The sequence below is a fragment of the Geodermatophilus sp. YIM 151500 genome (assembly GCF_025716945.1).
In the GTDB taxonomy this organism is placed as follows: domain Bacteria; phylum Actinomycetota; class Actinomycetes; order Mycobacteriales; family Geodermatophilaceae; genus YIM-151500.
In genome coordinates, this window is sequence record NZ_JAOVZT010000011.1 from 98623 (window position 1) to 122634 (window position 24012).

General features: G+C 76.5%; 19 protein-coding genes and 2 tRNA genes. 4 read left to right on the top strand and 17 right to left on the bottom strand.

The window, feature by feature from the left end; translation table 11 throughout:
• Positions 1-90: 90 nt before the first annotated feature.
• The 14 genes from OF117_RS17215 to OF117_RS17280 form a co-directional block, all read right to left on the bottom strand.
• The gene (locus tag OF117_RS17215; RefSeq protein ID WP_263554071.1) at positions 91-1053 is read right to left on the bottom strand and encodes a glycosyltransferase family 9 protein; all 963 of its coding nucleotides are present in this window, start codon (positions 1051-1053) and stop codon (positions 91-93) included.
• An 80-nt stretch (positions 1054-1133) separates the two neighbouring features.
• Positions 1134-2534: a D-glycero-beta-D-manno-heptose 1-phosphate adenylyltransferase gene (rfaE2, locus tag OF117_RS17220; RefSeq protein ID WP_263554072.1), complete on the bottom strand. Its 1401-nt coding sequence runs from the start codon at positions 2532-2534 to the stop codon at positions 1134-1136.
• Positions 2531-3247, bottom strand: a complete 717-nt coding sequence (locus OF117_RS17225; RefSeq protein ID WP_263554073.1) for an SIS domain-containing protein — start codon at positions 3245-3247, stop codon at positions 2531-2533. The genes rfaE2 and OF117_RS17225 overlap by 4 nt, the downstream gene beginning before the upstream one ends.
• A complete protein-coding gene (locus OF117_RS17230) occupies positions 3244-4500 on the bottom strand; it encodes a glycosyltransferase (protein WP_263554074.1) in 1257 nt (418 codons plus the stop codon). The genes OF117_RS17225 and OF117_RS17230 overlap by 4 nt, the downstream gene beginning before the upstream one ends.
• Positions 4497-5477 (bottom strand): glycosyltransferase, encoded by a 981-nt coding sequence (locus OF117_RS17235; RefSeq protein WP_263554075.1) that lies wholly within the window; start codon positions 5475-5477, stop codon positions 4497-4499. The genes OF117_RS17230 and OF117_RS17235 overlap by 4 nt, the downstream gene beginning before the upstream one ends.
• On the bottom strand, positions 5474-6556 hold the full coding sequence (locus OF117_RS17240; RefSeq protein ID WP_263554076.1) for a glycosyltransferase family 9 protein: 1083 nt from the start codon (positions 6554-6556) through the stop codon (positions 5474-5476). Before OF117_RS17240 ends, OF117_RS17235 begins: the two co-directional genes overlap by 4 nt.
• Positions 6553-8049: an HAD-IIIA family hydrolase gene (locus tag OF117_RS17245; protein WP_263554077.1), complete on the bottom strand. Its 1497-nt coding sequence runs from the start codon at positions 8047-8049 to the stop codon at positions 6553-6555. The genes OF117_RS17240 and OF117_RS17245 overlap by 4 nt, the downstream gene beginning before the upstream one ends.
• A 108-nt stretch (positions 8050-8157) precedes the next feature.
• Positions 8158-8658: a MarR family winged helix-turn-helix transcriptional regulator gene (locus OF117_RS17250; protein ID WP_263554078.1), complete on the bottom strand. Its 501-nt coding sequence runs from the start codon at positions 8656-8658 to the stop codon at positions 8158-8160.
• 4 nt (positions 8659-8662) lie between these two features.
• Positions 8663-9331: a hypothetical protein gene (locus OF117_RS17255; protein ID WP_263554079.1), complete on the bottom strand. Its 669-nt coding sequence runs from the start codon at positions 9329-9331 to the stop codon at positions 8663-8665.
• Between the two features lie 634 nt (positions 9332-9965).
• Complete coding sequence (locus OF117_RS17260; RefSeq protein WP_263554080.1) at positions 9966-12611, bottom strand: penicillin-binding protein; 2646 nt, start codon at positions 12609-12611, stop codon at positions 9966-9968.
• Between the two features lie 225 nt (positions 12612-12836).
• Complete coding sequence (locus tag OF117_RS17265) at positions 12837-14066, bottom strand: DUF4032 domain-containing protein (RefSeq protein WP_263554081.1); 1230 nt, start codon at positions 14064-14066, stop codon at positions 12837-12839.
• Between the two features lie 196 nt (positions 14067-14262).
• Positions 14263-14335, bottom strand: a tRNA-Arg gene (locus OF117_RS17270).
• Between the two features lie 21 nt (positions 14336-14356).
• Positions 14357-14445 (bottom strand) — tRNA-Ser (locus OF117_RS17275).
• A 157-nt stretch (positions 14446-14602) separates the two neighbouring features.
• On the bottom strand, positions 14603-15808 hold the full coding sequence (locus OF117_RS17280) for an MFS transporter (RefSeq protein WP_263554082.1): 1206 nt from the start codon (positions 15806-15808) through the stop codon (positions 14603-14605).
• A 101-nt stretch (positions 15809-15909) separates the two neighbouring features.
• On the opposite strand from OF117_RS17280, the gene OF117_RS17285 reads away from it, so the two are divergent.
• Positions 15910-16494: a CGNR zinc finger domain-containing protein gene (locus OF117_RS17285; protein WP_263554083.1), complete on the top strand. Its 585-nt coding sequence runs from the start codon at positions 15910-15912 to the stop codon at positions 16492-16494.
• A 68-nt stretch (positions 16495-16562) separates the two neighbouring features.
• On the top strand, positions 16563-18005 hold the full coding sequence (locus OF117_RS17290; RefSeq protein WP_263554084.1) for a bifunctional phosphatase PAP2/diacylglycerol kinase family protein: 1443 nt from the start codon (positions 16563-16565) through the stop codon (positions 18003-18005).
• A gap of 29 nt (positions 18006-18034) precedes the next feature.
• Here the strand turns inward: OF117_RS17290 and OF117_RS17295 are convergent, their stop codons facing one another.
• Complete coding sequence (locus OF117_RS17295) at positions 18035-19420, bottom strand: hypothetical protein (protein WP_263554085.1); 1386 nt, start codon at positions 19418-19420, stop codon at positions 18035-18037.
• Positions 19421-19671: 251 nt separating this feature from the next.
• Here OF117_RS17295 and OF117_RS17300 point away from each other — a divergent pair, with 251 nt between their 5' ends.
• Both OF117_RS17300 and OF117_RS17305 read left to right on the top strand, forming a co-directional pair.
• A complete protein-coding gene (locus OF117_RS17300; protein WP_263554086.1) occupies positions 19672-20232 on the top strand; it encodes a DoxX family protein in 561 nt (186 codons plus the stop codon).
• A 13-nt stretch (positions 20233-20245) separates the two neighbouring features.
• The gene (locus tag OF117_RS17305) at positions 20246-21292 is read left to right on the top strand and encodes a PHP domain-containing protein (protein WP_263554087.1); all 1047 of its coding nucleotides are present in this window, start codon (positions 20246-20248) and stop codon (positions 21290-21292) included.
• Positions 21293-21311: 19 nt separating this feature from the next.
• Here OF117_RS17305 and OF117_RS17310 read toward each other — a convergent pair whose 3' ends face one another.
• A complete protein-coding gene (locus tag OF117_RS17310; RefSeq protein WP_263554088.1) occupies positions 21312-22454 on the bottom strand; it encodes a phytase in 1143 nt (380 codons plus the stop codon).
• A 164-nt stretch (positions 22455-22618) separates the two neighbouring features.
• On the bottom strand, positions 22619-23614 hold the full coding sequence (locus tag OF117_RS17315) for a phytase (protein WP_263554089.1): 996 nt from the start codon (positions 23612-23614) through the stop codon (positions 22619-22621).
• Positions 23615-24012 lie beyond the last annotated feature (398 nt).

The window sequence follows — 24012 nt, forward strand, 5'->3', positions numbered from 1 at the left end:
AGCGGCTCAGCCGGGGTCGGGGACGGCTCCTGGTCGCGGTGTCGCGCCGAGTGGGCCCCGGAGGGGTCCGCGCAGGCGGGACGAAGCGGCTCAGCCGGGGTCGGGGACGGCTCCTGGTCGCGGTGTCGCCCGGAGGGCGACGATGTGCTCGAGCGCGGCCGTGACCTCGTCGACGGTCACCGCCGCCAACGCCGGGTCGACGGTCGTGCCCCAGGGATCCCCGGTGCCTCCGTGCACGTCGCCGTGCCAGAGGACGACGTGCTGCGGACGCCGGGGCGGCCCCCACAGCGCCGGTGGCACCGGGCCGAAGAGCACCACCGATGGACGGCGGTAGGCGCTGGCCAGGTGCGCGACCCCGGTGTCACCGCTGACGACCACGCGGGCGGCCGCGACGACGGCGGCGAGTTCCAGCGACGTCGTCCGCCCGGCGAGCACGGCCTCCTCCCCCAGCCCGGCCGCCTCGGCCACCTCCCGTGCCAGTCCCACCTCGGCCGGGCCGCCGGTGATCCGCACGTCGTGGCCGGCGGCCCGCAGGTGCCGGGCCACCGCGGCGAACCGGTCGGCCGGCCAGCGCCGCGACGGGTACGCCGCCCCCGGGTGGACCAGGGCGGCGCTGCGCACCAGCGGGGGCAGCGGCGGCTCGGCGAGGTCGAGCGCGTCGGGGTGGGCGGGCACGCCGAGCCCCTCGGTGACCAGCCGGCACCAGCGGGCGACCTCGTGCTCGTCGGGGTGCCAGACGGGCCCGGGGTATCCGGGGCTGCCGAAGCACAGCAGCCGGTCGGGTCGCAGCGCGGCGACGACCCGGTGCGAGGCCGGGCCCTTGCCGTGCAGGTCGACAGCGAGCTCCGGTGGCGGGCCGGCCCAGCGCAGCGACTCGAGCTCGCGGGCGGGCAGCACCTCGTCGACCGCGTCGACCAGCTCGGCCAGCGGCCGCAGCGCCTCGGTGGTGGCCAGCACGAGCCGGTGGCCGGGGACGGCGGCACGGATCGCGCGGAGCGCCGGGACGCCGGTGAGCAGGTCACCCAGCCCCAGCGGCCGCAGCACGACCGCCACCGGCCGCCCGTCGGAGCGTGGCCGGCCCCGCTGCAGGGGTCCCCGCCGAGCGGGCGAGGCGCGGGGGGCAGCGGGGTCCGTCACCAGGTGCGCGAGCGGGCGACCAGGGCGGTCGTCGAGTGCCCGTCCAGGTAGGGCAGGACCACGGCCTGGCCGCCCCAGCGGCGCAGCACCGCGGCCTCGGGCAGGTCGGCGCCGGCATAGTCGCCGCCCTTGGCCCACACGTCGGGCCGCAGCCGGTCGAGCGCCTCGGCGGGGGTGTCCTCGTCGAACACGACGACCGCGTCGACGAACTCCAGGGCCTCCAGCACGCGTGCCCGGTCAGCGGCGGTCACCAGCGGCCGGGACGGTCCCTTGAGCCGGCGCACCGACTCGTCGGAGTTGATGCACACGACGAGGCAGTCGCCCAGCCCGCGGGCCGCCCGCAGCGTGGCCACGTGTCCGGGGTGCAGCAGGTCGAAGCAGCCGCCGGTGGCCACCACGGTGCCGCCCGTGGCACGCACCCGGGCCAGCAGCGCCTCCACCCCCGCCCCGGCGGCCGACGGAGGCGCGGACGACTGCAGCGTGGGCGCGGGATCCGCCGCGTCCCAGGCCGAGGCACCGCCGCGGGCGACGAACACCGACGCGGCGGCCACCGCGGCCGACACCGCCTCACCGGTGACCGCGCCGTCGGCCAGCGCCAGCGCCGCCGCGGCGGCGAAGGAGTCCCCGGCCCCGCACGGGTCGCCGCCGGTCACCGGGACGGCGGGCACGACCATCGGCGCGCCCTCGCCGTAGGAGAGCAGCGCGCCGCGGGCGCCGAGGGTGACCGCCACCGCGCCCACCCCCCAGTGCCGGATCAGCGCCTCGGCCCGCGCGCCCACGGCCGCCAGCCCGTCGCCGTCGGCGGGCACCCCGCACGCGGCGGCCACCCGGGCGGCCTCGGCGCCGTTCGGCGTGACCAGCCGGGACGACGGCACCGGGGCGGCCCCGCGCGGGTGCGGATCCCACACCACCGGCCCACCGGCGGAGGCCAGCGCGGCCCGGACCCCGGCGTCGGCGGTCGTCCCGCGCCCGTAGTCGGCGACCAGCACCGCCCCCGCCGACCCGATCGCCTCGACCGCGGCCGCGGTCAGCCGGCCGAGCGCGACGGTCGGGTCGCCGCTGTCGAGCCGGGCGACGGCGTGGTCGCCGATCCGCACCCGTTGCTTGACCGCGGTCGCACCCGTGGCGGGCACGGGCAGCAGCCTCACCCGGCCGTCGAGCAGCGCCCGCAGCCGGGCGGCGCCGTCGTCGTCGGCCAGCGGCGCGACGAGCACGACCTCCCGTCCCGTGCCCGCGGCGGCCACCACCGCGGCCAGCGCCGCGCCGCCGGGGCGCTCGCGCGTCTCGACGTCGTCGATGACCGGCACGGGCGCGTCAGGTGCCAGCCGCGACGCCGAGCCGACCAGGTCGACGTCGAGCAGCGCGTCCCCGACGACGACGAGGGGCCGGCCCGTCACTCGGCCAGCTCCATGCGCGTGCCCTCCGGCACCCGCGGCGAGGGCGCGAGCACGGCGGCGTCGAAGGCGGCGCAGACCAGGTGCAGCACCACCAGGTGGCACTCCTGGACGGTCGCCGTCCACGGCGAGTCGATGCACACCGCCTCGTCGGCGGCCGCGGCCAAAGGGTTGGGCGCCGGGCCGGTCATCGCCAGGACGTGCATCCCGCAGTCCCGGGCCCGGCGCGCCGCGGCCACGACGTTCGGGCTGCGTCCGCTGGTCGACAGCAGCACGAGGACGTCGCCGTCACGGCCGTGCGCCTCCACCTGCCGGGCGAACAGCTCGTCGGCCGGGTAGTCGTTGGCGATCGCGGTCAGGCTCGAGGTCTCCGCGGTCAGGCAGATGGCCGAGAACGGCGGCCGGTCGGCCCGGTAGCGGCCGACCAGCTCCGCGGTGAGGTGCTGGGCCTGCGCGGCGCTGCCGCCGTTGCCGGCGGCCAGCAGCCGGCCGCGCGCCCCGAGGACGTCGGCCAGCAGCCGCCCCCACCGGTCGAGGGTGTCCACGTGCCGGGCGACGTCGGCCAGCGCGGCGGTCAGCGACGCGACGTGGTCGGCGCCGGTGAGGTGCGTGCAGACGTCGGGCGAGACGACCTCGGCGGCGCGCAGCGGCCCGGGCCCGGCGACCCGGTTGCGCGCGCCGCCTCGGCGCCCCGGCTGTGGAGCGAGCGGTGTCATCGGGCGACCTCCACGGGACGGCGGGTGGCCAGCACCCGCCGGTAGACGGCTTCGGTGTCGGCGACGACGCGGGACCACCGGTAGCGGGCGCGGGCCCGCTTCACCCCGGCCGCGCCGTAGGCGGCCCGCCGGTCGGGGTCGGCGAGCAGCGCGGCCAGCACGGCGCCCAACCGCACCGGGTCGCGCGGCGGCACCAGCTCGCCGGTGACGCCGTCGGCCACGGTGTCGACCAGCCCGCCCACGGCGGTGGCGACGACCGGGCGGCCGCAGGCCATCGCCTCCAGCGGGGTGATGCCGAACGGCTCGTACCACGGCACGGCCAGCACCACGTCGGCCGACCGGATCCACGCCGGGACCTCGTCGCGGGCGACCGCGCCGGTGAACACCAGCCGGTCAGCGACGCCCACCGCGGCGGCCACCGCGCGCAGTCGGCGCACCTCCGGGTCGCCGTCCAGCCCGCCGGCCGGCGGTCCGCCGACGACGACCAGCTCCGCACCCGGCACCGCGGCCAGCCCGCGGACGGCGTCGTCCTGGCCCTTGCGCTCGACCAGCCGGCCCAGCACGAGCAGCCGCGGACGGGCCGAGCGCGGGGCGACCGGACCGCGCGGCGTGAACACGGCCGTGTCGACGCCGCACGGGACGATCGACACGCGCTCGGAGCACAGCCCCAGGCGGCGCAGCTCGAACACCTCGTCGGTGCAGGTGGCCACGACGTGGGAGACGTCGCGGCACAGGTCGCGCTCCAGGTCGATGCGCCGCGGTGGGGAGGTGTCGGCGGCGCCCTGGTGCCGGCGCTTGACCGAGCCGAGGGCGTGGAAGGTCTGCAGCACCGGCACCGGGACGGGCAGCGCGTCGGCGGCGGCGACCGCGGCCAGGCCGCTCATCCAGAAGTGCGCGTGCACCACGTCCGGCGCCGCGGCGGCCCACTCCCGGCGCAGCTCGCGGGCGAAGGCGCCCATGTGCGGCAGCAGCTCGTCCTTGGGCACGGCGCGCGCCGGTCCCGCGGCCACGTGCGCCACCTCGTAGCCGTCGTCGGTGACCACCCGGTCGGGCAGCCCCGGGTCGTCGCGGCGGGTGTGCACGGTGACCCGGTGCCCGCGCCGGGCCAGGCCCGCGGCGAGGGCGGCCACGTGCACGTTCTGCCCGCCGGCGTCGACCCCGCCGAGGGCGGCCAGCGGGCTGGCGTGCTCGCTGACCAGGTCGATGCGCAGCGGTGCCTGTCGCGGCAGGCCGTCCGAGCGGTCGGTCCTCATCGCGTCACCTCCGCCAGCAGCGCGTCCCAGTCGGCGAGGAAGCGGGCCAGCCCGTAGCGCTCCAGGGCCGCCGTGCGGGCGGCCTTGCCCGCCAGCCGGGCGGCGTCCGGGTCGGCGAGGAAGGTCGCGACGGCGGCGTGCAGAACCTCCGGGCGGGTGGAGAGCACCCCGGCCTCGCGGGGCACCGCCTCCACCGCCTCGGTGGTGGCCAGCCCGACGACCGGCATGCCCAGGTGCATGGCCTCCAGCAGCGACAGGCCCAGCGAGGTCCAGCGGACCGGGTGCACGTACACCCGCCGCCGGGCGAGTTCGGCGTGCATCGCCGCCTGCGGCGGGTCCTCGTGCAGCGCGACCCGGCCGGGGTCGAGGCCGTAGCGCTCGTGGAGACCGGTCAGGCCCATGCCGAACACGTCGAGCGGGGCGACGGCGGCGAACCCGGGCAGCAGGTCGCCACCGGTGGTCCGCCCGCGGCGCACCGGCTCGTTGACGACCACGGCGGCCCGCTCCAGCTCGCCGGTCCACCGCTCGCCCGGGTCGACGATGCCGTGCTCGATGACCGTCGTCGGCGCGCGGCCGTTGTCGTAGAACAGCCGGTTGAAGTGGGTGACGTGCACGATCGGCACGTCGGCGCGGTCGGCCACCGGGTGCCGGGTGTGCGGCACGGCCGCGTCCTCCGGCCCGAGGCCGGGCGCGTTGTGCTCCAGGAACACCGCCGGCAGGTCGCGGCCAGCCTCCCGGCCCAGCCAGTCGCGGACCAGCCCGAGCTCCGACGTCCGCTGCAGGACCACGACGTCGACGTCCTCGTCGGTGAGCTGCTCGGGCGTCACCTCGCGGGCCGACGCCGGCCAGTCCCAGGTGCGGGCGCGACCCCGCCCGTCGGGTCCCCGGTCGGGCAGGACCGGGAGGAGGTACTCGTGCCGCCCCTGGACGAACGCCGTCGTCCAGGAGCCGTGGACGTGCCAGATCAGGACCTTCACGCACCCACCCGGATGTCGATCGCGGCCTTCCCGGCCGCGGCGTGGCGGACCGCGGCACGCTGTTCGGCCGCGGTCAGCGTCTCGACGGCGGCCACCACGTCGGCGGCCGTCACGGAGGTCAGGCAGGGGTGGCCCGGCACCGGGCACTCGCGGGCGCGGGTGCCGCGGCAGGGCGCCGACTGGTCGCCGAGCAGCACGCTGGGCACGCCGTAGGGCGCCCAGCGGGTGGCCGGGACCACGGGCGAGAACAGCGACACGACCGGCGTGCCGACGGCGGCGGCCAGGTGGGCCGGGCCGGTGTTGCCGACGACGACGGCCGCGGCACCGTCCAGCAGCGCCGCCATCTGCGCCAGCGAGGTGCCCCCGCCGAGGTCGACGCCGCGCGTGCCGGCGACGGCCGCGGTGAGCGCCCGCTCCGCCGGCCCGCCGGTGACCAGCACCCGCCAGCCGGCGTCGGCCAGCGCCTCGACCGCCTCGGCGCAGCGCCGCGCCGGCCAGGCGCGAGCGGGCACCGACGCCCCGGGGTGCACGACGACGTAGGAGCGGTCGGCGGAGCCGGCATCGTGCGCGACCGGGGGCAGGGGTCGGCGCACGGCCAGCCGCCCGGCGTCGCCGGGCGGCAGGTGGAACCCGGCGGCCCGGGCGAGCGACAGCGCCCGCTCGGGCTCCGGCAGGTCGTCGTCCACCCGGTGGCGGACGTCGAGCAGCGAACCGGGGTAGTCGACGCTGATCGCCGAGATGCGCCGGACCCCGGCCGTGCGCAGCACCAGCGCGAGCGGCAGCGGCGACTGGTGGAACGAGGTGGACATCACCGCCTCGTCCGGCGCGAGGGCGCGCACCCGCTCGGTCAGCGCGGCGACGTCGGCGGCGTCGACCGGGTCGGGGGTCGGGGAGATCCACGGGCAGTGCCAGGTCCAGACCTCGTCGACGCCCGGCAGCAGCCCCGCGGCCTCGGCACCCGAGGGCCCGGCCAGGAACACGACGCGGTCGGCGCCCGCGGCGACCGCGCGCACGAGCGGCCCCTGGAGCAGCACGTCGCCGGCGGCGTCCAGCCTCGCGACGAGGACCGTCCGGCTCACCAGCTGCCCGCCAGGACCCGGTCGACCGCCTCGCCGAGGGTGCCCGCACGGCGCCGCGCCGCCGCCACCTCCGCGGGGCGGGTGACCGGGGTGGGCACCAGGACGCCGGTCGCCCCGGCGGCCGCGGCGGCCTCGACGTCGGTGCCGATGTCGCCGATCACCACGCAGCGAGCCGGATCGACGCCGAGCTCGGCGCAGGCGGCCTCGACCATGCCGGGAGCCGGCTTGCGGCAGCTGCAGCCGTCGTCCGGACCGTGCGGGCACCACCGCACGGTGTCGAACGGGCCGAGCAGCTCCTCGAGCCTCGCCATGCAGGCCTCGACCTGGGCGGTGGTGATCAGTCCGCGGGCGACGCCGGACTGGTTGCTGACCACGCCGACCCGGACCCCGCGGGCGCGCAGCCGGTCGAGGGCCTCCCTCGCGCCGTCGAGCGGGCGGACCCAGTGCGGGTCGCCGTTGTACGGGAAGTCGTGCACCAGGGTGCCGTCGCGGTCGAACAGCACCAGGTCGGGCAGGCCCCGCCAGGGCCGGACCCTGCGGTGCGTGACGACGCCGCGCAACCAGTGCCAGGTGGCCAGCGGCGGGATCAGCGCGCTCGTGAGCGCCATGGTGGTCACCTCGGCCCGGTCGCGCGGGCCCGGCGCGATGCGCGCCCAGGCGAACTCCGCGGTGCCGGCGACCCAGCCGAGCGCCGCCAGCTCGGCGGCGCGCGGCCGGCGGGCGGCGGCCAGGCCGAGGGCGGCGCCGAGCGCCGCGGTCACGACCAGGTGGCCGGGACGGCGGCCGAGCGGCGCGTCGGCCCGGCGGCGCCAGCCGCGGCCGTGCAGGCGGCGCATGAGGACGTCGTCGGCGTTGCCCGCCTGGGTGCGCACGCTGGTCCACCGGTCGACCGGCCGCACCGGGTGGGTGATCCGGCGGCTGCCGCGCACGAGCCGGGCGCCGGTGCCCATCACCCGCAGCGCCAGGTCGGAGTCCTCGCGGAAGGCGCGGGGGAAGCGCTCGTCGAAGCCGCCGACGGCGGCAAGCGCGCTGCGCCGGTAGGCGAGATCGGCGGTGATCCAGCTGCTGGTCGCCAGCCCCGCGGTGCCGCGCTCCCAGTCGGTGGGCCGTCGACCGGCGGGCAGCGGCACGTGCACGCGCCCCTGGGTGCCCGCGACGTCGGCCGGCAGGTCGGCGAGGTCGGCGGCCAGCCGGTCGTACCAGTCCGGATCGGGGACGACGTCGTCGTCGAGGAAGGCGATCCACTCCGTGCGCGCGGCCCGCCAGCCGAGGTTGCGGGCGCGGGCCGGGCCGCCCCCGCCGGTGCGCAGCACCCGGGTCGGGGGCAGGCCGGGGCGGTCGACGGCCAACGGCGTCCCGGCCGGGCGGTCGTCGACCAGGATCAGTTCGGCCGGGCGGGGACCCCTCGCGGTGGCCAGCGCGTCGAGCAGCACGTCGAGCGAGGGCCGGCCGACGGTGGGCACGACGACGCTCGCCGCCAGCCCCAGGACCATGAGCCGCCTCCTGCCCGGTCGTCCGGGGCGGGAAACACTACGGGCTCGAAGTATCCGAAGGGGTGAGCGGGCTCCTCGCGCGCGGAACCCGGGTCGACGGCTGGCGGGTCAGCGCCGGGCGCGCGCGGCGGCGGACACCCGGGCCAGCGCGTCGGTGACCACGGCGGCGTCGTTGCCCAGCAGACCGAGCAGGTGCCCGACGAGTTCGTCGTGGGTGCGAGCTGCGGCGTCGACCCGCTCCCGCCCGGCCGGGGTGAGCCGGGCGTGCAGCAGCCGCCGGTCGCCACCACCCCGCTCGCGGAGCACCAGGCCGTCGGCGACCAGCCGGGTCACGGTGCTCGTGACGCCGGGACGGGAGAGCCCCAGCGCCTCGGCGACCTCGCCCATCGAGGCGCGCTCCCCCGGGGCGTCGGCGATGCGCCGCAGCGCCTCGAACCCGGTCAGCGACAGGCCGTGCTGGTTGTGCAGCACCGAGTCGACCCGCCGGGTGATCCGGTCGTGGACCTGGGTGATGCGCAGCCACGTCTCGGCCGGGGTCGGCGCGGCCCCGGCCAGGTCGGCGGTGTCGCGCGGCACACCGCGGGTGAGGGCGTCCTCGGAGCGGTGCACGCGGTCATCGTCCCCCGATCCGCTCCGCGGCGCTCCCCGCGGGCCGGCACCGGGTAGCGCGCTGCCGCCCGGCGACGGCCACCCACCCGCACAGGCTGGCCCCCAGCGAGGCAGCGGCGGCCAGCACCGGCCCGAGCTCGGTCGGCGAGCCGGCGGCGACGGGAGCGGACCGGAGCACGGCCGGCTGCGGGCCGAGCGCGTCCGCGGCGGGCGGAGCGTCGCCGGTTCCGCCGCCGGCCGGCGGTGGCGCGGTGATGGCCGCGCAGTCCGCCTCGGCCGGACGGGTGAAGCGGTACCCGTCGAGATCGTCGACGTAGCGGACGCCGGAGCCGTCGCGGGCGGTGAACTCCAACGCGCCGTCGAGGGTCTCGCCCCAGGCGACCTCGCCGGTGCGCAGGACCGCGGACTGCCCGGGTGCCAGCTCGACGGCGTCCTCGCCCCGCGGCACGCGCGTGGTCGTCAGCACGACGCCGTAGGCGGCGGAGCCCCCGACCACCTCGACCACCACGCCGCCCGGACGGCAGCTGGGCCCGTGGGTGACCCGCGCATCGGGGCGGCTGGGGTCGTCGACGGCCCGGGCGGCAGGCGCGGGCAGGACCCACACGAGCGCGGCAGCCGCGGCCGCGACGACGACGAGTCCCCGGGCGGCGCCGACCCCAGGCCCCTCGGGCATGCGGGCCGCGCCGGCTGCGCGCGGCATCCCCGTCAGCACGGCCGTCCCCCTCGATCCCCCAGCCCGTTCCGTCGGTGCCGGAACCGGGCATGCCCATTCTCACCTGCGTGACGGACCGTCCCCACCCCGTGACCTTCGACGCGGCGTGTCGGACGGCGTGTCGGGCCGTCGGCGTTCCAGAACTCACTATTTCCTCGGGCGTGTCGATCAGCCGGGCGTGTCGCGGGGTCCACTTGGACGGCAGATGCGGAGGCCCGCCGGGTGCCGCGGGCAGGAGGCGCCGGCTCCCACGTCCTGCCGACCACCTCGAGCCGGACGCCTGCCATCGGACGCCCTCGACACGCCGAGCCGGACTTGACCCGGACAGTGACCTGAACCACAGTGGACGCGGGCGGGGACAGCCGGCAAAGAGTGGCCACCCACTGCTGGGTGGACCGACCAACGCGGCCAGACCGTCAGGACCGGCGTCCCCGCCCCCACACCATCCCGCGTCCCGGCGCCACTTCGCCGACCGCTGTGCGCTGCGGTGGCGACGCCGTGCGCCGCGGTGGCAACGCCGTGCGCTGTGGCAACGCCGTGCGCCGCGGTGGCGCTGCAGGCGCGCTGCCGGGCACAGGGCGGCGATGGGAAGCGATCAGGACCGAGGTGCCGGCGGACCGCCGGGTGCTCCCGACCGGGCCGGGCTCTCGCTCCCGGCGGACCGCTCCCGCTGGCCCGACCGCTCGGGATCGCCGGAGCGCTCCGCGTCGCCCGACCGCTCGGGGTCGCCCGAGGGCTCCGCGTCACCCGACCGCTCGGGGGGGTCCGAGGGCTCACGATCCGACGGAGGCCCCGGCGGAGGGGTGGGTCCGGGCGTCGGCTCCGGCTGCGGGGTCGGTTCGGGCGTCGACTCCGGCGTCGGTTCGGGCGTGGGCTCGGGCTCCGGCGCCGGGGTCGGCTCCGGCTCGGGAGCCGGCGCGGGCGGTGGCGGGGGTGCCGGCCTGGGGGTCCGCACCGGCGGCTCGTAGCGGGCGCCGTTGCTGACCTGCAGGACGACGCGCTCGTCGGTGCGCACCGGAGCACCTGGCGCCGGGTCCATCGCGACCACGATGCCGGCGGGCCGGCGGCTGTCCACGGCGACCGGCGTCCCGCTGAACCCGCGGGAGGCCAGCAGGCCGAGGCAGCGGTCCTCCGGCGCCCCGACGCAGCCGGGCGGCAGCGTCTGCAGCGAGCCGGTCACGTACGCGGGGTCTCCCGGCGGGAAGGGCGCCGGCGGGCGCGCGCCGAGGACCGGCGCCATGGCGTCGCGCCAGATCTGGGCCGGGATCCCGCCCCCGTAGCTGCCCACGTCCTGGTTGGCGACCGGGTTGTACATCATGACGCTCGCGACGAGCTGCGGGGTCCAGCCCACGAACGTGGCCGAGAACCGGTCCTGCGAGGTCCCCGTCTTGCCCGCGATCTGGTGGCCGGGCAGGTGTGCCCGGGCTCCGGTCTGGCCGGGGAAGCCGGGTTCGACGTCCTTGCGCAGCGCCTGGTTGAGCGCGTTGGCCAGCCCGGGCGCGACCACCGCGGGAGTGCAGCGGTCCTGCTGGAGCAGGGGGGACCCGTCGGGGCGGGTGAGCGGCTGGCCGTCGGGACCGAGCACCTCGTCGATCGGCGTTGGCGCGCAGCGAGTGCCGCCGGCCGCGATCGTGGCGTAGGCACTGGTGAGGGCAAGGGGGCTGGTGGCCTCGGCGCCGAAGGTGAACGACCCGCGGTTCTCGGCCGCCACCCGGTCGGCGACCGGGTCGAGCGACGTCAGCCCGAGCCGCTGCGCCATCCGCACCGGCGCGGTGACGCTGCCCAACTGGTCCTGCAGCGCCAGGAAATAGGTGTTGGAGGAGCGGTACAGCGCCTCCTCCATCGTCAGGTCGGAGGGGATGCGGCCGACGTTCCCGATGTCGTAGGGCTCCTCGCCGTCGCGGTAGACGCGGGAGACGTACGGGTCACCGGTCTGGATCCGGTGGAGCAGGCCGAACCCCTGCTCCAGGGCGGCGGCGGCCGTGAAGAGCTTGTACGTGGAGCCGGACCCCTGGCCGGCGGCGGTGTTCAGGTTGACCGTCGTCTGCCGCGGGTCGGCGGCGTCCAGCCCGTACATGCGGTTCACCGACATGCCGAGCACCCGGCCGGTGCCGGGCTCGACCACCGTGTAGATGCCCGCGCGCGGGTCGTCCATGGCGAGGCTGCGGTTGACCGCGGCGTCGCCGGCGGCCTGGATGCGCGGGTCGATCGTCGTCCGGACGGTCAGCCCGCCCGCCTCGAGCTGCTGGCGGGTCAGGCCGAGCGTGCCGGTCAGGTACGCGACCGCGTAGTCGCAGAAGAACGGGAAACGGCTGTCGGGACACCCGTTCGGGCTGAAGATCGGCGACAGCGCGACCGGCTGGCTGCGCGCCTCCTCGGCCGCGGCCCGGTCGATCATGCCGAGCTCGAGCATCCGGTCGATCACCACGTCCCGGCGCTCGGTCGCGCGGTCCGGGTGGACGAACGGGTCGTGGTCGGCGGGCCGCTGCACCAGGCCGGCCAGCGTGGCGGCCTGGGCCACGGTCAGCTCGGCCGGGGTGACGCCGAAGTACACCTCGGCCGCCTCGTGCACGCCGTAGGCGCCCGCGCCGAAGTAGACCCGGTTGAGGTAGCGGGTGAGGATCTCGTCCTTCGAGTACCGCTCCTCCATGGCCAGCGCGAGCTGGGCCTCCTCGACCTTGCGGCCGAGGCTCTCGTCGGTGGCCTCCCGGCGCTCCTCGGGCGTGTCGGCCGACTGCACGCGGATCTGCTTCACCAGCTGCTGGGTCAGCGTCGAGCCGCCCTCCACCACGTCGCCGGCGGCGAGGTTGCGGACCATCGCCCGCACCAGCCCCTCGCCGTCCACCCCGCGGTGCTCGTGGAAGCGCGCGTCCTCGATGGCGACCAGCGCGTCCTTCATCACCGGGGCGATCGCCTCGGAGGGGACGACCGACCGGTTGCGGCGGTGGATCTCGGTCAGCAGCGAGCCGTCGGCGGCGAGCAGCTTGGTGTTGCTCAGCGGGTCCACGTCCAGCAGCGCCGAGTCGACCGGCTGCAGCACGTCACCGCTGAGCCGGGTGAGCGCGGCCACGCCGCCGACGACCGGCAGCACGAGGGCCGCCACCAGCGCACCGGCCACGCCGGTGGCGAGGAGCACGCCGAACACCCGGGCGACGGGTAGCCATGCGCGGCGCCGCGTGCGCGGCTCGGCCTCGACCGCGGGCAGGGCCAGGCCCTCGGCCCGTTCCCAGCGACCGGTCATGCGCGGACCCCGGTTGCGCGGACCGCCGCCGCGGAGGCGGCGGCCCGGTGGCGGCGGGCGGTGGGCACGGTGCGGGGAGGCACGGCGCTCCTCTTGCTCTCGGGCACGACGAGCAGCCGCCCGCGAGGGCGACTTCCCCTACTGTGCCCCGCCCGCGCGATCGGGATCCACCGTGGACCGGATCGCAACGGTTTCGTCATGCGCGGCCGGCGCGGGGGCCGGCTCCTACAGCAGCCCGAGCACCGCCGACGGGCTGGTGACCTCCGGGGAGTTCTGCGGCAGGACGGTCTCGACGTAGGACCGCGCGGCCTCCGTCGTCCCGACGTCGGCACCGGCGACCTCGGAGAGGAACCACCGGTGCTCGAGGATCTCGTGGAACATCTCGGCCGGCGCCAGCCGGCCGACCAGCTCGGCGGGGATCGACTCCACGACCGGCGCGTACACCTCGGCCACCCACCGGTGACCGGCGACGGTCTCCGGGACGGGGACGCCGTCGCGCTGCTCGAGCCGGGCCCGGTAGCTGCGCAGGTCGTCGAGCAGGCGGCGGGCCTGGTTCTCCTGCACCTCCAGCCCGGTGAGGCGGAACAGCTCCCGACGGTGGTGCCCGGGCTCGGCGACCCGGGTCCGCACCCGCAGCCGGGCGCCCTCGGGGGAGGTGACGAGCTCGATCTCGCCGGCGTCGAAACCCAGGTCGTCGAGCCGCCGCAGCCGCTCGGCCACCCTGGAGCGCTGCTCCGCGGGAGCGACGAACTCCTCGCGGGTGAGCTCGTCCCACAACGCCTCGTACTTGGCGCGGAAGCCGGCGGCGGTCTCGATCGGGTCGACGTCCCGGGGCAGCAGGCCGCCGAACTCCAGGTCGAGCAGCTCCGCGCCGACGCGGTCGGCCGCCAGGTCGAGGTCGTGCAGCCGCTGCCCGGTGCTCAGCGACGGGTGCCGCTCGACGGTCTCGGCGTCGACCAGGTAGGCGGCCATGGTTCCCGCGTCGGGCCGGAAGAGGGTGTTCGACAGGGAGCAGTCGCCCCAGAAGACGCCGGCCAGGTGCAGGCGGACCAGCAGCTCGACCATCGTGTCGATCAGCTGCTCGGTCGAGTGCTCGCCGCGCGAGGTCGCGAACAGGTGGCGGTAGGAGACCGAGTACTCGAGATAGCGGGTGACCAGGATGGCCGGCTGGTCGCCGGGCCGGTCGACGCAGATGCCCAGCACCGAGACGGCGGGCAGACCCTCGGCGGCGAACGCGCCCAGCAGCGCGTACTCCTTGCGTGCCAGCGGCTCCACGATCTCCTTGAGCGCGTAGACGGCACCGTCGTTGGCCACGAAGCGGACGACGTGCCGGGAGATGCCCCGCTGCGGGACGTGCAGGACGACGTCGTCCGGCCACTCCTCGAGCGGCTGGTCCCACGGCAGCGCCAGAAGGCCGGCGGCCTCGTCGGCCGGCGGGCGGAAGAGGAAGCGCATGGGCTGGTGCTCCGCGGGGAGAAGTGGTGCGTCGCCCCCGATGCTCCCAGCGGCGGATGACGGGTTGGTGACTTCCGGGCGGCGAGTCGTCATGAGCTCCGTCTCGCCCGTCACGGGACGTGACGAGCCGCACGCGTCCACGTCTCGAACGCACCGCGGCCCCGCCCTCGGAGAGGGCGGGGCCGCGGTCGGCACGTGCACCCGAAGGGATTCGAACCCCTAACCTTCTGATCCGTAGTCAGATGCTCTATCCGTTGAGCTACGGGTGCCTGCTGTTCGGTTGTGCTGCGCGGAGGCTCCGGGATTTGAACCCGGGATGGGGGTTAACCCAAACCGCATTAGCAGTGCGGCGCCATAGACCGGACTAGGCGAAGCCTCCCGGGGCCCGAGCTCCCCCGGAACCACCGAGAGAAGAGGTTACCAGCGCCGTCCGGCCGCCTCCCAGGGGGCTGGCGAGCCCCCCGGGCGGCGGCGCGATCCGCACGGCGAGCGCCTCCCGGCGCCGAGGTGGCCGGCGGCGGACCCTCCGGGCGCGATCACGCGGCGACCGGCTCGCGGACGGCGCCGTCCGGACGGCGGCGGAGGCCCGGGACGAGGGTCACCCCGACCGCGAGCGCCGCCCCCGCCGTCGCGAGCAGGAGGCTGCCGGTCACGCCCGCACGGCTCTCGACCAGCGCGCCGCCGAGCGCCGCCCCGACCGCCGAGGCGCCGAACGCGATGGTCGACAGCCAGGTGAAGGCCTCGGTGGTCGCGTGCGCCGGCGCGATGGCGCCCACGAGCGAGCTCTGCACCGTCAGCGTCGGCGCGATCGCCGTGCCGCCCAGGAACAGCAGCCCGGCGAGCAGCCACGGGCTGGACACGGCGGCGAGCGGCACCAGGCCGATGGTCACGCCCAGCAGCCCCCAGCGGTACTGGCGCGGCAGCGAGGCGCTGACCACGCGGGCGCCGAACCAGAGCCCGCCGGCGACCGAGCCCAGCGACCACACCGCCAGCAGCAGGCCGGACAGGCCCGGCGACCCGGCGGCGTCGGCGAAGGCGGGGATGGCCACCTCGAGGGCGCCGAAGCCGAGCATCAGCGCCGAGCCGCTGACCAGCACCCGCGGCATGCCCGGGGCCAGGGCCGTCGACAGCATGCCGCGGCGGACGGCGGGCGCCGGCCGCCACGCCCGCATGGCCCCGCACGTCGCGATCGCCAGCGCACCGCCCACCGCGAGCACGCCGGCCACGGCGACCGCCACGGCGGGCGTGGCCAGCACCGCCAGCGCGGCGACGGCGGTCGGGCCGGCCACGAAGACGAACTCGGTCGCCGTCGCGTCCAGCGCGAAGGCCGTTCCCCGGTACCGGGGGTCGACGCGCGACCACAGCGCCCGCACCGTGCCGGAGACCAGCGGGGTGGCCGCGCCGGCCGCCGCCGACGCCGCGATGATCGCCGCGGTCGGCGCCCCGGACAGCACGGCGGCCGCGAGCACGGTGAGCAGCACGGGGTAGGCGGCCGACTCGCCGAGCAGCACCGGGCGCGGCCCGCGCCGATCGGCCAGCCGCCCGAGCACCGGAGCCATCACGGCCATGGCGATGCCCAGGGTGGCCGAGGCGAGGCCGGCGACGGCGTAGGAGCCGGTCTGCTGCTGCACCATGAGCAGCAACGCGAGGGGCACCATGGCCGAGGGCAGCCGACCGGCGAACCCGGCCAGCAGCAGCACCTTGGCGGAGGGCAGCCGCCAGACGTCCAGGTACGCGCGCACGGGGCACCTCCAAGCATCGGGAGCGACGGGAACGGTAGGCGGTCAAAGCTCGTTGACCGCCTACAGAGCACGAGGGTAGGGATCCGGAAGTAGGGAGTCAAATGGACTACGACACCTACGGATCGAACGCGGTCGAGCTGGCGATCGACCTGGCCAACGCCGAGCGCGACGACACCGGGCGGCACGACGCCGAGCGGGACGACACCGAGCCGGACGACGCCGCCGGCCCGTCGTGGGCGCCGGCCTTCCTCCGCGCCCACGCCGAGTGGTTCACCCCCGGCACCGCCCTCGAGCTCTCCCCGCGGGACGCGGTGACGGCCGCCGAGGTCGCCGACCTGGTCCGCGCCGTCGCCCTGGCCGGCACGCGGGCCGAGGTGATCGACCGGCTCAACGAGCTGCTCGCCCGCGCCCGACCGCAGCCCTATGCCACCGACCACGACGGTGAGCTGCACCTGCACTTCGCCCACCCGGCTGCGCCCGCCCTGGAGCAACTGACGACCACCGTGGCCATGGGCCTCTCGCAGGTGGTCGCCCAGCACGGCTGGCAGCGGCTGGGCGTCTGCTCGGCCGAGGGCTGCGACGACGTCTACGTCGACACCTCGCGCAACGCCAGCCGCCGGTACTGCTCCAACACCTGCGCGAGCCGCTCCACGGTCGCCGCGTACCGCGCCCGCCGGAAGGCCTAGCGGAGTGGATCCCGTCGACGTCACATCGACGTCACGCCGACGGATCCACTCCGCTAGCGTCGGGACGCGTGCGGGGACGGCGACTGAGGTTGCTCGACCGGCGCGTCCATGCCTGGGTCGGGGGGCTGCCCACGACGCCCGTCGACCGCTGGCTGCGGCGGCTGTCGACGGCCGCCGACCACGGCAAGCTCTGGCTGGCCGTCGCCGTGCTCCTCGGCCTGCGCCGGGGCGGGCTCCGCCGCGGGGCCGTCCGCGGGGTCGGCGCCCAGGCGGTGAGCAGCCTGCTGGTCAACGCGCTGCTCAAACGGGTATTCGGGCGGGTGCGGCCGGACATGGCCAACCTCCGGAGCGAGCGGAAGCTGCGCCGCTCCCCCGTCACCCTCTCCTTCCCGAGCGGGCACTCGAGCTCGGCCGCCGCCTTCGCCACCGGCGTCGCGATGGAGCACCCGCTGGCCGGGACGGCCTTGGCCCCGGTCGCCCTGGGCGTCGGGTACTCCCGGGTGCACGTGGGCGTGCACTACCCGGGTGACGTCCTCGCCGGCCTGGCCGTGGGCGCGGGCGTGGCGGTGGCCAGCCGGCACTGGTGGCGGGTGCGTCCGGAGGCTCCGGCGCGGGTCCGGACGGCGGCCTCCGCGCCGGCGCTGCCGGACGGCGCCGGCCTGGTGGTCGCGGTCAACCCGCGCTCGGGCCCGGACGGCTTCGACCCCGCCGAGGAGGTCCGCAATCGGCTGCCGGCCGCCGAGATCCGCGAGGTCGGCGCCGGGGCCGGCGTCCTCGAGGTGCTCGACGAGGCCGTGCGTGCGGGGCGGGCGCGGGCGGTGGGGGTGGCCGGCGGCGACGGCAGCGTCGCCGCCGCAGCGGCGGTCGCGCTCGAGCACGGGCTGCCGCTGGCCGTCGTCCCGGCCGGCACGCTGAACCACTTCGCCCGGGACGTCGGCGTGGACGACGCGGCGGCGGTCGCCGAGGCGGTGAGCCGCGGCGAGGCGGTGTGCGTCGACGTCGCCGACGTCAACGGCACCGCGTTCCTGAACACCGCCTCGATCGGCGTGTACCCGGCGATGGTGCGCCGCCGCGACGAGCTGGCCGGCCGGCTGGGCACGTGGGTCGCGCTGACCGTGGCCGCGGCGCAGGTGCTGGGGCGCAGCGAGCCGGTGCGGCTGGAGGTCGCCGGCCGGCCGGTGGCGGTGTGGATCCTGTTCGTCGGGAACTGCCGGTACACCCCGAGGGGGCTGTCGCCGGCCTGGCGACCGCGGCTGGAGGACGGGCTGCTCGACGTCCAGGTGCTGCGGGCCGACGTCCCGTTCAGCCGCACCCGGGCCGTGGTCGGCGCGCTGCTCGGCCTCAGCGACCGGGGCACCGCCTACGAGACGTTCGCCGCCGAGGAGGTGCGGGTCGTGTCCCGGTCCGGCGAGCAGGAGGTCGCCTACGACGGCGAGTGCGGCGTGACCGGCTCCGAGTTCGTCTTCGCCAAGCGCCGGCCGCTCACCGTCTACTGCTGCCGGAGGGGCTGACCGGCGGCCCGGTCAGCCCCTCCGCTGCCTCACGCGTAGCCGGGCGAGGTGTAGCCGAGGCCCACCGAGCCGGCCGGCACGAAGTCACCTGCCGCCGGACGTCCCTCGCGCACGCTGCCGGTCACCGAGCGGTTGCCCGGCCAGGTGGCCAGCCCGCCCGAGATCTTGGCACCGCAGCCCGAGGCCCCCGCCGTCGGCCAGATGCTCCGCCCGAACTCGCGGTCGGCGCGGCCGGCGACGTAGACGTTGTCCAGCGCGAGCGGGTAGCCGTTGCAGTCCATCCAGATGAAGTGGCCGCCCTTGTCCACCGTACCGAGGTCGGCGCTGGCGATGTTGGCGTTGCGGATGGTGCCCCGGCCGATGTCGCCGAGACCGCGGCCGATGTGCAGCCCCTGGTAGTTGGTCGACCCCGTCAGCCGGTCGATCCGGAACTCGCGGACACCGCCCCAGGGCTGGAACACGTCGGCGTGGTTGCCGCTCTTGCCGCCGCGCATGTTCTCGACCCGGACGTTCTGCACCTGCACGGTGGCCTGCGGGGCGTTGACCGCGATGCCGTCGGATTCCGACCCCGCGACGCCGCCCTTGATGTACACGCCCTCGACGTGCACCGTGCCGGTGCACTTGCTGATGTAGATGCCCCGCTGGTCGGCGCCGTTGACCTGCGACGTCGGCAGGATGTCGATCTGCCCGCCGATGACCACCGCGTTGCGGCAGTTGCGGATCGCGATCGGCCCGACCGCGCGGTCACGGGGCAGCTCGATCCGGACGTCGCGGCCGCCGCCGTCGATCTGGGTGAACGACGTCGACGTCACCCGCTTGATGGCGTAGCTCGCCCACCCCGCCGGAGGTGCCCAGCTGAGCGGCCCCCCGGGCCCGGCGCCCTTCCCGCCGGGTGCGGGCGGCGGTACCGCCGCACCGGGCGTGGGCGGGACCGGCGCCGCGGCGCCTGCCGCCGCACCCTCCGCTGCACCGGTGGCAGCACCGCTCGCCGCGTCTGCGGCGCTCTCGGGAGCCGACGCGGCGTCGCTCCCGGCGGGCGCCCCGCGGCCCCCGCCCTTCCCCGTCCGCGCCTGTGCGTCGGCGAGGGCGGATGCGCGGGCGCCGGCCCGGGCTCCCGCCCGCGCCGCCTGGGCGCCCGCGGCCGGGGCGGCCTCCTCGTCGTCGTCCTCGTCGTCGTCCTCGTCCTCGTCGTCGTCCTCGTCGGCCGTGGCCGCCTGCGGAGCCCGGACGGCGCCGTGACCGGCGGCGTCGCGGACCGCCCCGCCGAGCAGGGCGCCGCTGTCGCTCAGCAGGAGCGGGAGCAGGCAGATCAGGACGACGACCCCGACGACCAGGCGGACCAGGAAGCCGGAGGAACGGACGGCGCGGGAAGCGGCCGAGGCGAGCAGTGACGGCCGGTGACTGTGTCGTGACACAAACGGAAAGTAGCATCACAATCACATAACGCGAGTACGGCTGTGACCGATGTGACGAGTGTGACTCCGGAGGCGCTCCCGGAGGCCCGCGGCCACAAGACATCGGCAGCCGCATCGATGAGCGGTACCCCCGCGCCCCCGCTACGGTGACCGCCAGGAAGCCGGCCGGTGGTCGCCACCGGCGGCCGGCCCTGCGCCCGGCACGCCGCCGCGGTGCAGCGGCTCGTGTCACGAGAGGGGAAGAGGTCACCATGTTGGTCCGCCGGATCGCCCGGCCGCTGCTCGCCTCGTCGTACGTCTACGGCGGGATCAGCACGCTCCGCAAGCCGCAGGACCGCGTCCCCGGCGCCGCCCCGATCGTGGAGAAGGTCGCGGCGACCGCGGACAAGCAGCTGCCCGTCCAGGTGCCCAAGGACGTCGAGCAGTGGGTCATGGCCAACGCCGGCCTGCAGGTGGCCGCCGGGTCGCTGTTCGCGCTCGGCAAGGTCCCGCGGCTGACCGCGCTGCTGCTGGCCGGGTCCACCGTGCCGACGACGCTGGCCGGGCACCGCTTCTGGGAGCACGACGACCCGCACGAGCGCTTCGAGAAGCTCGCCCACTTCCTCAAGAACCTGGGCCTGCTGGGTGGACTCCTGATCGCCGCCGTCGACACCGAGGGGAAGCCGTCGGTCGGGTACCGCGCCCGCCGGGCCGCCGAGAAGGCCGCCGACGCCACCGAGAAGAACCTGGCCAAGGCCCAGAAGCGGGCTGCCAAGGCGCAGAAGCGGGCGCAGAAGGGCGCGAGGAAGCAGGCGCGGAAGGTGAGCCGCTGACCCCGCTCCCCGCATGAGGCTGCCGCCCGCGGCCGCGCTCCGGAGGATCGCCTTCCTGCTGGAGCGGGCCCGCGAGCCCACGCACCGGGTGCAGGCGTTCCGGACGGCGGCAGCCGTCGTCGACCGGCTCGGCGAGGGTGAGCTCGAGCGGCGGATCCGCACCCGCACGCTCACCGACCTGCGCGGCATCGGTCCGAAGACGGCGGCGGCGATCGTGCAGGCGCACGCGGGCGAGGTGCCCGAGTACCTGGTCCGGCTCGAGGACGCCTACGCCGAGCTGGTCCCGCTCGCCGACGACGTCGCCGAGTTCCGCGCCGCGCTGCGCGGCGACCTGCACAGCCACTCGGACTGGTCCGACGGCGGCAGCCCGATCCGCGAGATGGCCGAGGCGGCGATGGCCCTGGGCCACGAGTACCTGGCGCTCACCGACCACTCCCCCCGGCTCACCGTCGCCAACGGGCTGAGCGCCGAGCGGCTCGAGCGGCAGCTGGACGTGGTCGCCGAGCTCAACGAGGAGCTCGCGCCGTTCCGGATCCTCACCGGCATCGAGTGCGACATCAACCTCGACGGCAGCCTCGACCAGACCGACGAGCTGCTCGGCCGGGTCGACGTCGTGGTCGCCAGCGTGCACTCCGACCTGCGCGCCGACAGCGCGACGATGACCGCCCGCATGCTGACCGCGGTCGCCAACCCGCACGCCGACGTCCTCGGCCACTGCACCGGCCGGCTGCTGATCCCGCGCGAGCAGCGGGAGGGACGCCGGCAGCGCCCGCGCCCGGAGAGCACCTTCGACGCCGAGGCGGTGTTCTCCGCGTGCGTCGAGCACGGCACGGCCGTGGAGATCAACTCCCGGCCCGAGCGGCTCGACCCCCCGCGGCGGCTGCTCTCCCTGGCCGTCGAGCTCGGATGCGAGTTCGCCGTCGACACCGACGCGCACGCACCCGGTCAGCTCGACTGGCAGGGCAACGGCTGCGAGCGCGCCGTCGAGTGCGGAGTGCCGGTCGATCGGGTGGTCAACACCCGCAGCGCGGACGCCGTGATCGCCCGGGCCGGCGGCTGACCGCTCCGGGAGAGCCGGATCAGCCCGGGACCACCCGTTCCCACGGCACGAACTTGAAGTTCTGGTTGCCGCCCGGATTCGCATCGTCCTGCACGACGAGCATCCCGGCGGGGAAGGCCGGTCCCAGCGGGATGGTCGTGACGTCGAGCCCGTCGGTCCGCTCCACGCCGTCGATCGCGGCACCCGAGCCGACGTGGAAGGACACCAGGAAGGGATTGCCCCCCTCCCGCGCGTAGACGACCAGGGAGTCGCTGCCCTGGCTGGAGGCGATCAGGTAGCCGGTGCCGTCGGGCCGGGTGGTGAGGGCCAGCCCCTCGACGTCGGCGGCCAGCGGTCCCCCCGCCGACACCCCGGCGACCAGGGTGCCCGCACCGGCGTCGCCGGGCTCGGCACCGAACCGCCAGATGCCGACGGCCTCCTCGCCCACGTACACGTGGCCCAGCTCGTCGTCGGCCACGCAGCCCTCGGCCTGGGAGCCCAGGCCGAACGCCCGGACCCGCGCGGCGTCGACCCTGCCGGAGCCGTCGTCGAACAGCTCCCACTGCTCGACCTGCCCGAGCTTGCTGGTGACGAACACGTAGGAGCGCCCCGTCGCGGCGCTGCGGTAGAGGCAGGAACCGTAGACCGGGACGCCCGGCACGATGCTCCTGGCCGCGACGTCCCTCAGCTGCCGGGTGCCGGGGTCGAGCTCGTACACGCCGATGCTGTTGGTGCTGCGGTTGCCCGCGACCGCGAGCACGGCCGGCCGGCCCCCGAGCGTCGGCCCGCCCGCCGTGCCGACCACCGGCCGCACGTCCACGTTGTTGACCGCCCCGACGGGCAGGTACTGGAGCTGCTGCCCGGCCAGGTCGTACACGAGCAGGCCGCCCTGCTTGTCGGTCGCCACGACCGCGCTCAGAGCAGGGTTCCCCGGGTCCACCCAGATCGCCGGGTCGTCGGCGGCGTCGCCGCCGTGCGGCACCGGCGCGGTCTCCACGGTCGCGCTCGCGGTGCCCAGCGCGGCGCCGGCCGGCGCCGTCGACACCCCCCGGTCCGTGCCGGTGGTGACCGCAGCCGGGGCGGTGGAGGCGGTCGCCCCGGGGGCCGCCCCGAGCGTGGCGACGACCACCGCGGCGGCCACCACCGATCCGGTGCGGGACCTGCGTCGGGTGCGAGCGTGCATGCGGCAGCCTCCGGGGGGCGCGGAACCACGGGGCACCGCCGCCCGACGGTCTCGCGCGCCGTCACCCGGCGGCGAAAGCTACGCGACCACTACGGCTACGGCTAGGCGTCGGCGCGCGACGTACCGGGGACCGCGGCGGCCGCCTCGGTGCTGCCCCCGGGTCGTCAGCCCGGGAGGATCTGGTCCAGCGGCACGAGCTTGAAGTTCTGGTTCCCCTCGTCGTTCTCGCTGTCCTGCACGACCAGCACTCCGGACGGGAACGCCGGGCCGAGGTCGGCCGCCACGGCGTCGACCCCGTCGGCGTGGGTCACGCCGTCGACGCCCATCCCGCCGAGGATGCGGAAGGACAGCACGAAGGGGTTGTCCCCTTCCCGCGCGTAGACGACCAGGGAGTCGTTGCCCTGGCTGGAGGCGATCAGGTAGCCGGTGCCGTCGGGCCGCGTCGTCAGCGTGAGCCCCTCGACGTCGGCGGCCAGCGGCCCCCCGTCCGCCACCTCGGCGACCAGGGTTCCCTCACCGGGATCGCCGGGCTCGGCACCGAGCTTCCAGATGCCGACGGCCTCCTCGCTCACGTACACCTGGCCGACCTCGTCGTCGGCCACGCACCCTTCGGTCTGGGAGTCCAGGGCGAAGGTGCGGACCTGCTGGCCGGCGACGCGGCCCGACCCGTCGTCGACGAGTTCCCACTGCTCGACGTCGCCGCTCTTGCTCGTGACGAAGACGTAGAGGCGTCCGGTGTCCGGGCTGAGGTACAGGCACGAGCCGTAGACCTCGACGCCGGGCTCGAGACCACCGGCGGACACGTTCCGCAGCTGGCGCGAGCCGGGTTCGAGCTCGAAGACCCCGATCGCGTTGCCGCTGCGCTCGCCGGCGACCACGAGCGGGCCGGACCGGCCGGGCACCGTCCGGACGTCGACGTTGTTGAACTCCCCCTCGGGGAGGTACTGCAGCTGGCTGCCGTCCAGGTCGTAGACCAGCAGGCCGCTCTTCTTGTCGGTCGCGATCACCGCGCTGCGCGTCGGGTCGTCGGGGTTGACCCACACCGCCGGGTCGTCGGCGGCGTCGCCGTCGCTGGGGACGGGTTCGGTCTCGACCGTCGGCCGTACCTCGCCGTTGACCGTGCCGGGGGCGAGACCCTGCGCCCGCACGGGCGCGTCCACCTCGGGAGCGTTGCGCGTGTCGCCGGTCGGAGGAGGCTCGGCGCTCGAGGACCCGCACGCCGCGGCCATCGCCGCCACGACCGCCAGGGCGGTGGCCAGCCCTGCTCGCGGTGGCCGGGCACCACGTCGGTGCATGAGGACCCCTCCTGCGTCGTCGCGGGCGGCGCACCTCACGGGACCCCCGTGGCGCCGGACGGTGCCGTCCGCCTCCGTTCCCCAGGATGCCATCCGACGGCGCTCCGCTGAACGGTGCGGCGTCCGGCACGGTGCCGGACCCCGCCACGTGCGGCGGGCCGGGACGCAGGTGCGTCCCGGCCCGCCGGTCTCGCGTCGGTGCCGTCGGGGTCAGGTCCCGGCGGGGCGGAGGGCGCGCAGCCAGCCGGCGACCTGCTCGGCCG

Excerpts from the sequence above, each read along its gene's own strand:
- OF117_RS17225 (WP_263554073.1), bottom strand. The coding sequence starts at position 3,247 with ATGACACCGCTCGCTCCACAGCCGGGGCGCCGAGGCGGCGCGCGCAAC.
- OF117_RS17230 (WP_263554074.1), bottom strand. The coding sequence starts at position 4,500 with ATGAGGACCGACCGCTCGGACGGCCTGCCGCGACAGGCACCGCTGCGC.
- OF117_RS17245 (WP_263554077.1), bottom strand. The coding sequence starts at position 8,049 with ATGGTCCTGGGGCTGGCGGCGAGCGTCGTCGTGCCCACCGTCGGCCGG.
- OF117_RS17255 (WP_263554079.1), bottom strand. The coding sequence starts at position 9,331 with ATGCCCGAGGGGCCTGGGGTCGGCGCCGCCCGGGGACTCGTCGTCGTC.
- OF117_RS17260 (WP_263554080.1), bottom strand. The coding sequence starts at position 12,611 with ATGACCGGTCGCTGGGAACGGGCCGAGGGCCTGGCCCTGCCCGCGGTC.
- OF117_RS17265 (WP_263554081.1), bottom strand. The coding sequence starts at position 14,066 with ATGCGCTTCCTCTTCCGCCCGCCGGCCGACGAGGCCGCCGGCCTTCTG.
- OF117_RS17285 (WP_263554083.1), top strand. The coding sequence starts at position 15,910 with ATGGACTACGACACCTACGGATCGAACGCGGTCGAGCTGGCGATCGAC.
- OF117_RS17300 (WP_263554086.1), top strand. The coding sequence starts at position 19,672 with ATGTTGGTCCGCCGGATCGCCCGGCCGCTGCTCGCCTCGTCGTACGTC.
- OF117_RS17305 (WP_263554087.1), top strand. The coding sequence starts at position 20,246 with ATGAGGCTGCCGCCCGCGGCCGCGCTCCGGAGGATCGCCTTCCTGCTG.
- OF117_RS17310 (WP_263554088.1), bottom strand. The coding sequence starts at position 22,454 with ATGCACGCTCGCACCCGACGCAGGTCCCGCACCGGATCGGTGGTGGCC.